Below are 12,200 nucleotides of genomic sequence, written 5' to 3'. Positions count from 1 at the left end.
GGCCGGCGGGAGTCACGCTCCCGGTGCCCCCTGTCCTCAAGCCCGGGTGCGGAAGCGGTTCAGCAGGTCCGCCGCCGGGTGGGGACCCGTGTGCAGGGGGTGGCGCGGCAGGCGGTGGGGGAGGGAGCCGAACCAGCTCCGCGACACCGTGTACCCGAAGGCGAGGCAGAGCATGCCGCCCACGGCGTCGAGCCAGAAGTGGTTGGCGGTGGCCACGATGACGACGAGGGTCACCGTCGGGTAGAGCAGGCCCAGGATCCGGGCCCACGGGGCCGAGGCGACCGCGAAGATCGTCAGCCCGCACCAGAGCGACCACCCTATGTGCATCGAGGGCATGGCGGCGTACTGGTTCGACATGTGTTTGAGGTTCCCGGAGGCCATGGAGCCCCAGGTGTGGTGCACCAGCACGGTGTCGACGAAGTTCTGGCCGTTCATCAGCCGGGGCGGCGCGAGCGGGTAGAGGTAGTAGCCGACCAGGGCCACGCCCGTCGTGGCGAAGAGCACGAGCCGGGTGGCCGCGTAACGCCCGGGATGAAAACGGTAGATCCACACCAGCACGCCGATGGTCACGACGAAGTGGAGCGTGGCGTAGTAGTAGTTCATGCCCACGATCAGCCACGTCACCGAGTTCACGGCGTGGTTGACGGACTCCTCGACGGCGATGCCCAGGGCGCGCTCGGCGTTCCAGATCCAGTCGGCGTTCGCGAGGGCGGCCGCCTTCTGCTCGGGCACCGCGTTGCGGATCAGCGAGTACGTCCAGTAGCTGACCGCGATGAGCAGGATCTCGAACCAGATCGTCGGCCGGCGCGGGCTCCGCAGCCGGGTGAGCAACGCGCGCTCGGACCCCGGCCGGGTCTCGCTCTCGGTCACTTGGGGTGACGAGACGTCCGTCCGGGTTTCCAGTGTCTTCACGCTCGCTTCACCCATGGGGAGAGAGTCTGCCAGATACGATCTCGCCTCCGATCATCCCTCGGGACGGTCTTCGGCGCCTCCGCTCCGCCCTGGGGAGGACTCCGGCCCCTCCGCCTCACGCCCTACGGCCTGCGGCTCTGCCCCGGGCCCGACGCCGTGGAGCCGCGGACCACCAGCTCGGGCAGGAAGACGAACTCGCTGTGCGGGGCCGGCGTACCGCCGATCTCCTCCAGCAGGGTCCGTACGGCCGCCTGCCCCATGGCTTGCACCGGCTGCCGGATGGTGGTCAGCGGCGGATCGGTGAAAGCTATCAGTGGGGAGTCGTCGAAGCCGACGACCGAGACGTCCTGCGGCACCCGCAGCCCCTGCTGCCGGGCGGCCCGGATCGCGCCGAGCGCCATCATGTCGCTCGCGCACACCACCGCCGTGCACCCGCGGGCGATCAGCGCGGTCGCTGCGGCCTGGCCGCCCTCCAGCGTGTACAGGGAATGCTGGATCAGCTCTTCCGCCTCGGCCTCGGAGAGCCCGAGGCGCTCCTTCATGCCGAGCCGGAAGCCCTCGATCTTGCGCAGCACGGGCACGAACCGCTTCGGCCCGACCGCGAGCCCGATCCTCGTGTGCCCGAGCGCGGTCAGGTGGGTCACGGCCAGCTGCATCGCGGCACGGTCGTCGGGGGAGACGAAGGGGGCCTGCACCTTGTCGGAGAACCCGTTGATGAGGACGTACGGGACGCCCTGCCCGCGGAGCTGGTCGTAGCGGCCCATGTCGGCCGTCGTGTCGGCGTGCAGGCCGGAGACGAAGATGATCCCGGAGACCCCGCGGTCGACCAGCATCTCGGTCAGCTCGTCCTCGGTGGACCCGCCGGGCGTCTGCGTGGCCAGCACCGGCGTGTACCCCTGGCGGGTCAGCGCCTGGCCGATGACCTGGGCGAGCGCCGGGAAGATGGGGTTGTCCAACTCGGGGGTTATCAGACCGACGAGGCCCGCGCTGCGCTGGCGCAGCCGGACGGGCCGCTCGTAGCCGAGCACGTCGAGCGCGGCCAGTACGGACTCACGGGTGCCGGCGGCCACACCGGGCTTGCCGTTGAGCACGCGGCTGACTGTGGCTTCGCTGACCCCCGCCTGGGTTGCGATGTCGGCAAGCCGTGCGGTCACGGGATTGGACTGTACCGGTCGCACGTTCAGATTGCCCACCACGTGCACGAATCGGGGGGAAGCAGGACCGTGCGGCCGTCGGTCTCCACGGGGGCACTGGAGAGTACGGGACGTCCGGGCGCGGGCAGTTCGACCGGGGTGGGGCGGGTGTTGAAGGTGCAGGCGAAGCCGGGCCGGGTGAACAGGAGCACCCCCTCCGGCGCGGGCAGCCACCGCATCCCGGTGGGGCCCGGGGCCCCGTCCTCGGAACCGGCCTCACCAGCGGTCTGCGCCCAGCCGGCCTCCGGGGCGCCCAGACCCGGCAGGGCCCGGCGCAGTTCCAGGGCCGCGCGGTACAGCTCCAGCGTGGAGTGCGGGTCGCCGGTCTGGGCGGCGACGCTCAGCCCGTCCCACCCCGCGGGCTGCGGCAGCCAGCTGCCGCCCGGCCCGAACCCGTACGGCGGCTGCGCCCCGGACCAGGGGATCGGCACCCGGCACCCGTCGCGCAGCCCGTCCTGGCCGGCGCTCCGCAGGAAGGCCGGGTCCTTGCGGGCCGCGTCGGGGAGGTCCAGCACCTCGGGAAGGCCCAGCTCCTCGCCCTGGTAGACGTACGCAGACCCGGGCAGGGCCAGCATCAGCAGCGCGGCCGCCCGCGCCCGGGCCAGGCCGCGGGCCCCGCCCCCGTACCGCGTCACGTGCCGTACGACGTCGTGGTTGGAGAGCACCCAGGTGGTCGGCGCCCCGACGGAGGTGGTGGCGGCCAGGGACTCGTCGATGACGGTGCGCATCCCCTCGGCGTCCCAGGGGCACTTCAGGAAGCGGAAGTTGAAGGCCTGGTGCAGCTCGTCGGGGCGCACGTACAGCGCGAGCCGCTCGGAGCTCGGGGCCCAGGCCTCGGCGACGCCGATGCGCGGGCCCTCGTAGGAGTCCAGGAGCCGCCGCCAGGAGCGGTGGATCTCATGGACCCCGTCCTGGTCGAAGAAGGGGAGCGGCTGGGTGCCGATGAGGGTGGCCTGGGCCCCGTGCCCGAGATCCGGGAGGCCGGGGGCCTTGACCATGCCGTGGGCGACGTCGACGCGGAAGCCGTCGATGCCCAGGTCGAGCCAGAACCGCAGGACCGAGGCGAACTCCTCGGCGACCTCGGGGTGCTCCCAGTTCAGGTCGGGCTGCTCGGGGGCGAAGAGGTGCAGGTACCACTGCCCGTCCGGGGTGCGGGTCCAGGCGGGCCCGCCGAAGACGGACTCCCAGTCGTTCGGCGGCTGCGCTCCGGCGGCGCCGCGCCCCGGGTGGAAGTGGTAGCGCTCCCGGGCCCCCGGCTCCCCGGCGAGGGCGGCGCGGAACCAGGGGTGCTGGTCGGAGGTGTGGTTCGGCACCACGTCGACGATGACCCGCAGGCCGAGGGCGTGGGCCGCCCGGACGAGGTCGTCGGCGTCGGCGAGGTCGCCGAAGAGCGGGTCCACCGCGCGGTAGTCGGCGACGTCGTAGCCGCCGTCCGCCTGCGGGGAGACGTAGAAGGGGGTGAGCCACACGGCGTCGACCCCGAGCCGGGCCAGGTGCGGGAGGCGCTCGCGCACCCCGCGCAGGTCGCCGACGCCGTCGCCGTCGCTGTCCGCGAAGGACCTCACGTACACCTGGTAAATGACGGCATCGCGCCACCAGTCACCGCTCGCTGTCATGTTGCTGGAAGCGCTTGCAAGCCGGGAAGCGGTCAGCTCATGGGTCATATCGGGGTCAACGCGAGTACACGCCCCCTGGTTGCGGGCCCGGACAGTCGAAGACGACTCGAACTAACAGCAAGCTGCGGCAACCGTACGGACACACGGATGTAACGATCAGCAGGTCTTGCAGAAAATTGCCGCAAGCTCTTTCGGTCGGCTTTCAGTCTTGTTACGTTCTCGGCAACTCGGGACCGCGAGGGCGCGGCCGGGATCATCGAAGGAGTTCATATGCGGCGTGGCATAGCGGCCACCGCGCTGGTCGCGGCCCTGGCGCTCGCGGCGACGGCTTGCGGTGGGGACGACAAGGACGCGGCCGGCGAGACGAAGGCCGGCGGCGAGCTCTCCGGCACCGTCACCTGGTGGGACACGTCGAACGACGCCGAGAAGGCCAGCTTCCAGAAGATCGCCGAGGCGTTCACCGCGAAGCACCCGAAGGTGACCGTCAAGTACGTCAACGTTCCGTACGGCGACGCGCAGAACAAGGTCAAGAACGCCTTCAGCAGCGGTTCCGACGCTCCCGACGTGATCCGCGCCGACGTCGGCTGGGTGGCCGACTTCGCCTCGCTGGGCTACCTCGACGAGGTGCCGGCCGAGACGGCGAAGAAGGTCGACGCCGAGTTCCTGCCGCAGGCCGCGGCCAGCGGCAAGTACGAGGGCAAGACCTACGCGGTGCCGCAGGTCATCGACACCCTCGGCCTCTTCTACAACAAGAAGATGCTCGCCGACGCCGGCGTCCAGCCCCCCACCACCCTGGAGGAGCTGAAGACGGCCGCCGCCGCGATCAAGGCGAAGAGCGGCAAGGCCGGGCTCTACCTGCGCGGCGACGACTCCTACTGGTTCCTCCCGCTGATCTACGGCGAGGGCGGCGACCTGGTCGACGCCAAGAACAAGAAGGTCACCGTCGACAACGAGGCGGGCGTCAAGGCCTTCAAGACCGCTCGTGAGCTGGTCACCTCCGGCGCGGCGGTCACCAACGCCACAGACGGCTGGACCAACATGCAGACGGCCTTCAAGTCTGGCGAGGCCGCCATGATGATCAACGGCCCGTGGGCCGTCGCCGACACCTACGCCGGCGACCAGTTCAAGGACAAGGCCAACCTCGGCGTCGCCGCCGTCCCGGCCGGCTCGGTCAAGGCGGGCGCCCCGCAGGGCGGCCACGACCTCGGCGTCTACGCGGGCTCCAAGAACCGCGCCGCGGCCCACGCCTTCGTGGACTACATGACCTCCCAGGAGGTCCAGGTCCAGTCCGCCAAGGACCTGAGCCTGCTCCCGACCCGTACCGCCGCCTACGAGGCGCCGGACGTCAAGAGCAGCGAGATGGTCCAGTTCTTCAAGCCCGCCGTGGACAAGGCCGTCGAGCGCGCCTGGATCCCGGAGAACGGCTCCCTCTTCGAGCCGCTGAAGGTCGAGTACACCAAGGCCATCACCGGGGCCTCCACCCCGGAGGACGCGGCCAAGGCGGCCGGTGCCGAGTTCCGCAAGATCCTCAAGGGCTGGAAGTAAAGAAACCATGGCTGCTCACACCAGCCAGTCGGTGGCCACGGCCGCGGGCGACGGAGTCGGCAAGACCGACGACGCCCGCGGCCGGGGCCGCAGGACTGACAGCGGGAAGCGCGGTGGACTGGGGCGTGCCCTGGCCACCCACTGGTACGCCTGGGCCATGGTCGCCCCGGTGGTGCTCGTCCTCGGCGTGATCATCGGCTGGCCGCTCGTCCGCGGCGTCTACCTGTCGCTGACGGACGCCAACGAGCGCAACGTCGCCCGGACGATCGGCGCGAACCACATCGAGGCCACGTACGAGTTCGTCGGGCTCGACAACTACGTGGCCGTGCTCGGTGACCCGGTCTTCCTGCAGCGGCTGGTGTGGACGGTGGTGTGGACCGTCGCCTGCGTGTCCATCACCTTCACCCTCGGCCTGGTCCTGGCCAACATGCTCAACCGGGACTTCCGGGGCCGCGCCGCCTACCGGATGGCGCTCATCCTGCCCTGGGCCGTCCCCGGCTTCGTGTCCGTCTTCGCCTGGCGGTTCCTCTTCAACCGCGACAACGGCATCCTCAACAAGGTCCTCGAAGGCGGCGGCATCTCCGCCATCCCGTGGCTCGACGACCCGACCTGGGCCAAGCTCTCGGTCGTCACCGTCAACGTCTGGCTCGGCGTCCCCTTCATGATGGTCGCCCTGCTCGGCGGTCTGCAGTCCATCCCCGGCGAGCTCTACGAGGCCGCCGAGATGGACGGCGCGAGCGCCTGGCAGCGGTTCCGGCACATCACCCTGCCCGGCCTGCGCGCCGTCAGCATGACGGTGATCCTGCTCTCCACCATCTGGACCTTCAACATGTTCCCGGTGATCTTCCTGCTCACCCGGGGCGGTCCCGGCGACTCCACCGAGATCCTGGTGACCCAGGCCTTCCGCGAGGCGTTCATCGCCAGCCCGCGCGACTTCGCCGGCTCCGCGACGTGGGGCGTACTGATCCTCGCCCTGCTCATGATCTTCGCGCTGGTCTACCGGCGCTCGCTGCGCAAGCAGGGAGAGGTGTGGTGACCATGACCACCCGCACGCGGGGCCGCCGCGCCCCCCTCGCCTCCGTGGGCCTGCACGTCACGCTGCTCGTCGCGTCCGTGGTCGCCGTCTTCCCGGTCCTGTGGATCCTGCTGACCTCGCTCAAGCCCGCCGAGCACGCGATCACCACGGACTTCGTGAAGCAGCCGACCCTCGGCAACTACACGTACCTGCTGGAGTCGAGCCACTTCTTCAGCTGGTTCGCGAACTCCGTCCTGGTCGCCGGCGTCACCACGGTCCTCGGCGTCTTCATCGCCGCCACCACCGGGTACGCGGTCAGCCGCTTCAAGTTCCCCGGCATGCGGCCCCTGATGTGGACCCTGCTCATCACGCAGATGTTCCCGATGGCCATCCTGATCGTCCCGCTCTACAACCTGATGGGCGACCTCGGGCTGCTCAACCAGCCCCTCGGGCTGATCATCACCTACCTCACCATCGCCGTGCCGTTCTGCGCCTGGATGATGAAGGGCTTCTTCGACACCATCCCGGTGGAGATCGACGAATCCGGCCGCGTCGACGGGCTCAACCCCTTCGGCACCTTCTGGCGGCTGATCCTGCCGCTCGCCAAGCCCGGCCTCGCCGTCACCGGCTTCTACGCCTTCATCACCGCCTGGGGCGAGGTCGCGTACGCCTCCGCCTTCATGGTCGGCGAGGAGAACCTCACCCTGGCCGGCGGCCTGCAGACCTTCGTCACGCAGTACACCTCCAACTGGGGGGCGATGAGCGCGGCCTCCGTCCTCATCGCCATCCCGGCAGCGATCTTCTTCGTCTTCGCCCAGCGTCACCTCGTCGCCGGGATGACGGCAGGCGCAACCAAGGGCTGACCACCCCCACGCCTGCCCCCTCTCACCCCCGGCCCGACCTCTTCAAGGACGACATGACCCAGCACCTCGCCGACGCACTTCCCACCTCCACCGGCACCACGCCCGGCTGGTGGAGAGACGCGGTGATCTACCAGGTCTATCCGCGCAGCTTCGCCGACTCCAACGGGGACGGCATGGGGGACCTCGAAGGCATCCGCAGCCGCCTGCCCTACCTCAAGGAACTGGGCGTCGACGCCGTCTGGCTGAGCCCGTTCTACGCCTCCCCACAGGCCGACGCGGGCTACGACGTCGCCGACTACCGGGCCATCGACCCTATGTTCGGCACCCTGCACGACGCCGACGCCGTGATCCGCGAGGCCCACGCCCTGGACCTGCGGATCATCGTCGACCTCGTCCCCAACCACTGCTCCGACCAGCACGAATGGTTCAAGCAGGCGCTGCGCGAAGGCCCCGGCACCCCGCTGCGCGAGCGGTTCCACTTCCGCCCGGGCCGCGGGGCCGACGGCGCCGAGCCGCCGAACGACTGGGAGTCCATCTTCGGCGGGCCCGCCTGGACCCGCGTCGCGGACGGCGAGTGGTACCTGCACCTCTTCGCGCCCGAGCAGCCCGACTTCAACTGGGAACACCCGGCCGTCCAGGACGAGTTCCGCTCCATCCTGCGGTTCTGGCTCGACCTCGGCGCCGACGGCTTCCGCATCGACGTCGCCCACGGCCTCGTCAAGGCTCCCGGCCTGCCCGACCTCGGCCGCGACGAGCAGCTCAAGCTGCTCGGCAACCAGGTGCTCCCCTTCTTCGACCAGGACGGCGTCCACGAGATCTACCGCTCCTGGCGCCTGGTCCTCGACGAGTACGCCGGCGACCGCATCGGCGTCGCCGAGGCCTGGACCCCCAGCGCCGAGCGCACCGCGCTCTACCTGCGCCCCGACGAGCTGCACCAGGCCTTCAACTTCCACTACCTGAGCACCGGCTGGGACGCCGAGGCGCTGCGCGGGGCCATCGACGACTCGCTCGACTCGATGCGGCCGGTCGGCGCGCCGACGACGTGGGTGCTGTCCAACCACGACGTCGTCCGGCACCGGACCCGGTTCGGCAGCCTGGAGCGGGCGCGGGCCGCCGCGCTGCTGATGCTGGCCCTGCCCGGGTCGGCGTACGTCTACCAGGGCGAGGAACTGGGCCTGCCCGAGGTCGTTGACCTGCCGGACGAGGTGCGCCAGGACCCCTCCTTCTTCAAGGCGAACGGCCAGGAAGGGCTGCGCGACGGCTGCCGCGTCCCGATCCCGTGGTCCGGCGAGCAGGCCCCGTACGGCTTCGGGACGGGCGGCAGCTGGCTTCCGCAGCCCGCCGAGTGGGCCGGGCTGAGCGTCGAGGCGCAGACCGGTGAACCGGCGTCCACGCTGGAGCTGTACCGGGCGGCGCTGCAGATCCGGCGCGCGCACCCGGCGCTGGGCGCGGGCGACGCCGTCGAGTGGCTGCCGGCTCCGCAGGGCGTACTGGCCTTCCGGCGCGGCGACTTCGTCTGCACGGCGAACACCACGGACGCGCCGGTACGGCTGCCCGCGCCGGGCACGGTCCTGCTGGCCAGCGGTGAACTCGCCGACACCGATGTGCTGCCCGCCGACTCCACGGTGTGGTGGCAGGTGTGACCTCCCCGCTGCGGCTGACGGACATCGCCGCGCAGGCCCAGGTCAGCGAGGCGACCGTCAGCCGTGTGCTCAACGGCAAGTCGGGCGTGGCGGTCGGCACCCGGCACAAGGTGCTGGCCGCGCTGGACCTGCTGGGCTACGAGCGGCCCGTACGGCTCAAGCGCCGCAGCAACGGCCTGGTCGGGCTGCTGATACCGGAGCTCACCAACCCGATCTTCCCGGCGTTCGCGCAGGTCATCGAGCAGGCGCTGGCCGGGCACGGCTACACCCCGGTGCTGTGCACGCAGACCCCGGGCGGGGCCACCGAGGACGAGCTGGTCGAGCAGCTGGAGGAGCGGGGTGTCACCGGGATCGTCTTCCTGTCGGGCCTGCACGCGGACTCGGCGGCGGACCCGGCGCGCTACCAGCGGCTGGCGGCGCGCGGGGTCCCGTTCGTGCTGATCAACGGCTTCAACGAGCGGATCAGCGCCCCCTTCGTCTCCCCGGACGACCGGGCGGCGGCGGACATGGCGGTACGGCACCTGGAGGACCTCGGGCACCGCAGGATCGGCCTGGCCATCGGGCCCACGCGGTACGTGCCGTCGGCGCGCAAGGAGCAGGGCTTCCTCGCCGCCGTGCCCGGGGCCGCCTCCGAAGGGCTCATCCAGCGCACGCTGTTCACGGTGGAGGGCGGCCACGCGGCGGGCATCGCCCTGCTGGAGCGCGGCTGCACGGGCATCGTGTGCGGCAGCGACCCGATGGCGCTGGGCGTCATCCGGGCGGTCCGCGAGCGGGGGCTGCGCGTGCCGGAGGACGTGTCGGTGGTCGGCTTCGACGACTCCCCGCTGATCGCGTTCACGGACCCGCCGCTGACGACGGTGCGCCAGCCGGTACGGGCGATGGCCACGGCAGCGGTGGGCGCCCTGCTGGAGGCGGTGTCCGGCACACCGGTCCAGCGCACGGAGTACGTCTTCCAGCCGGAGCTGGTGGTCCGCGGCTCAACGGCGCAGGCGCCGGGGAACTGAGGACACGGGGCGCTCCCGCTCGCCGGGAGCGGCGCCGGGCCGGCCGGGCGGGCCGACGCCGCCCGGCCCGCCCGGCCTCGTGCCCGGTTCAGCCGGAGGTCTTGCAGTCGCGGGCCTTGACGACCCAGACCCCCATGTACAGGTGGGAGATGGTCTGGGGGCAGTACCACTTGTAGCCGGTGTCGGCCTGGACGATGTAGGCGGGTTGGAGCGGGCCCGGTGAGCCGGTGACTCCGCAGGGGCCGGCGTCGATGGCCCGGCCGCTGAACGTGAGCTTCCGGCAGGTGAACGTGGGTGCGTCGGCGGCGTACGCGGTCGCGGGGGCCGCCGTGGCGGCCAGGGTGAGGGCGAGCGCGGCCGTGCCGCGCAACAGGTGCTTGATCATGCCCTGTTGATAGGGGCCGGGCGACGGGCCGGAGGGGTCTTCGGTGCGGGGGTCACCCGATCGGCCGGGTCGCTTCACCGGAGAAACGTCGCGGCTGGCCTGCCCCTTCGGCAGGATACGCCCAAGAAACAATTCTGCAATCTCTTGCGCAAGCTCTTGCAGTGCTTCTGCCGGGCCCCTACGGTCGCTGCAATCCCCACCTCTTCCGCCAGGAGGCCCCCGCATGCCTGCCAGAGCCGTCAGAGCTGCAAGAACGACCGGAACCACCCGCGCCACCACCACCCTGCTGGCCGCCGCCGCCCTGGCCGCCACGGCCCTCACCGCCCAGGCGCCGCAGGCGCAGGCCGCGCCGCCCGGGGCGAAGGACGTCACCGCCGTGCTGTTCGAGTGGCGGTTCGATGCCGTGGCCAAGGCCTGCGGCGAGAGTCTTGGGCCCGCCGGTTACGGGTACGTGCAGGTGTCGCCGCCCCAGGAGCACATCCAGGGGGCCCAGTGGTGGACCTCGTACCAGCCCGTCAGTTACAAGATCGCCGGGCGGCTCGGGGACCGGGCCGCGTTCAAGGCCATGGTCGACACCTGTCACGCCGCCGGGGTGAAGGTCGTCGCCGACTCCGTCATCAACCACATGGCCGCCGGTGACGGGACGGGGACCGGGGGGAGTTCGTACACGAAGTACGGGTATCCGGGCATCTACTCCGGCTCCGACATGGACGACTGCCGGGCGGCGATCTCGAACTACCAGGACCGGGGCAACGTCCAGAACTGCGAGCTGGTGCAGCTCGCCGACCTCGACACCGGCGAGGACTACGTGCGCGGCCGGATCGCCGGGTACCTGAACGACCTGCTGTCGCTGGGCGTCGACGGCTTCCGGATCGACGCCGCCAAGCACATGCCCGCCGCCGACCTCGCCAACATCAAGTCCAGGCTGAGCAATCCCGGCGTCTACTGGAAGCAGGAGGCCATCCACGGGGCCGGCGAGGCCGTCTCGCCGAGCGAGTACCTCGGCAACGGCGACGTGCAGGAGTTCCGCTACGCCCGGGACCTGAAGCGGGTCTTCCAGAACGAGAACCTGGCCTACCTGAAGAACTTCGGCGAGGCCTGGGGCCACATGCCGAGCGGGCAGGCCGGCGTCTTCGTCGACAACCACGACACCGAGCGCGGCGGCGACACCCTCAGCTACAAGAACGGCTCCGCCTACACCCTCGCCAACGTGTTCATGCTGGCCTGGCCCTACGGCGCCCCGGACGTGCACTCCGGCTACGAGTGGACCGACAAGGACGCCGGCCCGCCGAACGGCGGCGCGGTGAACGCCTGTTACAGCGACGGCTGGAAGTGCCAGCACGCCTGGCGGGAGATCTCCTCCATGGTGGCCCTGCGCAACGCCGCCCGCGGCCAGTCCGTCACCGACTGGTGGGACAACGGCGGCGACCAGATCGCCTTCGGCCGCGGCACCAAGGCCTACGTCGCGATCAACCACGAGGGCTCGGCCCTGACCCGGACCTTCCAGACCTCCCTGGCGGGCGGCGACTACTGCGACGTGCAGAGCGGCCGCACCGTCACCGTGGACTCCGCCGGCCGGTTCACCGCCACCGTCGGCGCCGGAACCGCCGTCGCCCTGCACACGGGCGCCCGTACCTGCTCCGGCGGGAGCACGCCGCCGCCCGCGGTGACGACCGGCGCCTCCTTCGCGGTCAACGCCACCACCGTGCCCGGCCAGGACGTCCTCGTCACCGGGGACCGCGCCGAACTCGGCGGCTGGAACACCGCCGCCGCCCTCAGGCTCGACCCGGCCTCGTACCCCGTCTGGAAGCTGGACGTCACCCTCCCGCCCGGCACCTCCTTCGCCTACAAGTACGTCCGCAAGGACGCCTCCGGCACCGTCACCTGGGAGAGCGGGGCCAACCGCACCGCGACCGTCCCGGCGAACGGCAAGGTCACGCTGACCGACACCTGGCGCAGCTGACCGCCCACAGACCAGGGCCGCCCGGCACCGCACCACCCCGCCACGGGTGCCGGGCGGCCCT

The 12,200-nt window shown here is 71.2% G+C and carries 10 protein-coding genes; 6 read left to right on the top strand and 4 right to left on the bottom strand.

Features of this window, described 5'->3' with window-relative positions:
- Positions 1-36 precede the first annotated feature (36 nt).
- From AB0D94_RS22125 to AB0D94_RS22115, 3 genes are all read right to left on the bottom strand, one after another.
- Entirely contained in the window at positions 37-927 is an 891-nt protein-coding gene (locus AB0D94_RS22125) for a phosphatase PAP2 family protein (protein ID WP_362054595.1), read from the bottom strand.
- A 107-nt stretch (positions 928-1,034) separates the two neighbouring features.
- Positions 1,035-2,066: a LacI family DNA-binding transcriptional regulator gene (locus AB0D94_RS22120; RefSeq protein WP_362054592.1), complete on the bottom strand. Its 1,032-nt coding sequence runs from the start codon at positions 2,064-2,066 to the stop codon at positions 1,035-1,037.
- 26 nt (positions 2,067-2,092) lie between these two features.
- The gene (locus AB0D94_RS22115; protein WP_362054589.1) at positions 2,093-3,769 is read right to left on the bottom strand and encodes a glycoside hydrolase family 13 protein; all 1,677 of its coding nucleotides are present in this window, start codon (positions 3,767-3,769) and stop codon (positions 2,093-2,095) included.
- 222 nt (positions 3,770-3,991) lie between these two features.
- Here AB0D94_RS22115 and AB0D94_RS22110 point away from each other — a divergent pair, with 222 nt between their 5' ends.
- Genes AB0D94_RS22110 through AB0D94_RS22090 form a run of 5 tightly spaced genes read left to right on the top strand, consistent with a single transcriptional unit; the run spans position 3,992 to position 9,791 of the window.
- The gene (locus tag AB0D94_RS22110) at positions 3,992-5,266 is read left to right on the top strand and encodes an extracellular solute-binding protein (RefSeq protein ID WP_362054586.1); all 1,275 of its coding nucleotides are present in this window, start codon (positions 3,992-3,994) and stop codon (positions 5,264-5,266) included.
- Between the two features lie 7 nt (positions 5,267-5,273).
- Positions 5,274-6,302 (top strand): sugar ABC transporter permease, encoded by a 1,029-nt coding sequence (locus AB0D94_RS22105; protein WP_362054583.1) that lies wholly within the window; start codon positions 5,274-5,276, stop codon positions 6,300-6,302.
- Between the two features lie 2 nt (positions 6,303-6,304).
- Positions 6,305-7,144, top strand: a complete 840-nt coding sequence (locus AB0D94_RS22100) for a carbohydrate ABC transporter permease (RefSeq protein WP_362054580.1) — start codon at positions 6,305-6,307, stop codon at positions 7,142-7,144.
- A 53-nt stretch (positions 7,145-7,197) separates the two neighbouring features.
- A complete protein-coding gene (locus AB0D94_RS22095) occupies positions 7,198-8,787 on the top strand; it encodes a glycoside hydrolase family 13 protein (RefSeq protein ID WP_362054577.1) in 1,590 nt (529 codons plus the stop codon).
- Positions 8,775-9,791: a LacI family DNA-binding transcriptional regulator gene (locus AB0D94_RS22090; protein ID WP_362054574.1), complete on the top strand. Its 1,017-nt coding sequence runs from the start codon at positions 8,775-8,777 to the stop codon at positions 9,789-9,791. The genes AB0D94_RS22095 and AB0D94_RS22090 overlap by 13 nt, the downstream gene beginning before the upstream one ends.
- 88 nt (positions 9,792-9,879) lie before the next feature.
- Here AB0D94_RS22090 and AB0D94_RS22085 read toward each other — a convergent pair whose 3' ends face one another.
- A complete protein-coding gene (locus AB0D94_RS22085) occupies positions 9,880-10,176 on the bottom strand; it encodes a hypothetical protein (protein ID WP_362054571.1) in 297 nt (98 codons plus the stop codon).
- A 223-nt stretch (positions 10,177-10,399) separates the two neighbouring features.
- On the opposite strand from AB0D94_RS22085, the gene AB0D94_RS22080 reads away from it, so the two are divergent.
- Complete coding sequence (locus AB0D94_RS22080; protein ID WP_362054568.1) at positions 10,400-12,139, top strand: carbohydrate-binding module family 20 domain-containing protein; 1,740 nt, start codon at positions 10,400-10,402, stop codon at positions 12,137-12,139.
- The last annotated feature ends 61 nt before the right edge of the window (positions 12,140-12,200 follow it).

The sequence above is a fragment of the Streptomyces sp. NPDC048255 genome (assembly GCF_040652415.1).
Lineage (GTDB): Bacteria > Actinomycetota > Actinomycetes > Streptomycetales > Streptomycetaceae > Streptomyces.
This window is presented reverse-complemented; position numbering and strand designations above follow the sequence as displayed.

Excerpts from the sequence above, each read along its gene's own strand:
- AB0D94_RS22085 (WP_362054571.1), bottom strand. The coding sequence starts at position 10,176 with ATGATCAAGCACCTGTTGCGCGGCACGGCCGCGCTCGCCCTCACCCTG.
- AB0D94_RS22080 (WP_362054568.1), top strand. The coding sequence starts at position 10,400 with ATGCCTGCCAGAGCCGTCAGAGCTGCAAGAACGACCGGAACCACCCGC.
- AB0D94_RS22095 (WP_362054577.1), top strand. The coding sequence starts at position 7,198 with ATGACCCAGCACCTCGCCGACGCACTTCCCACCTCCACCGGCACCACG.
- AB0D94_RS22110 (WP_362054586.1), top strand. The coding sequence starts at position 3,992 with ATGCGGCGTGGCATAGCGGCCACCGCGCTGGTCGCGGCCCTGGCGCTC.
- AB0D94_RS22100 (WP_362054580.1), top strand. The coding sequence starts at position 6,305 with ATGACCACCCGCACGCGGGGCCGCCGCGCCCCCCTCGCCTCCGTGGGC.
- AB0D94_RS22105 (WP_362054583.1), top strand. The coding sequence starts at position 5,274 with ATGGCTGCTCACACCAGCCAGTCGGTGGCCACGGCCGCGGGCGACGGA.
- AB0D94_RS22125 (WP_362054595.1), bottom strand. The coding sequence starts at position 927 with ATGGGTGAAGCGAGCGTGAAGACACTGGAAACCCGGACGGACGTCTCG.
- AB0D94_RS22115 (WP_362054589.1), bottom strand. The coding sequence starts at position 3,769 with ATGACCCATGAGCTGACCGCTTCCCGGCTTGCAAGCGCTTCCAGCAAC.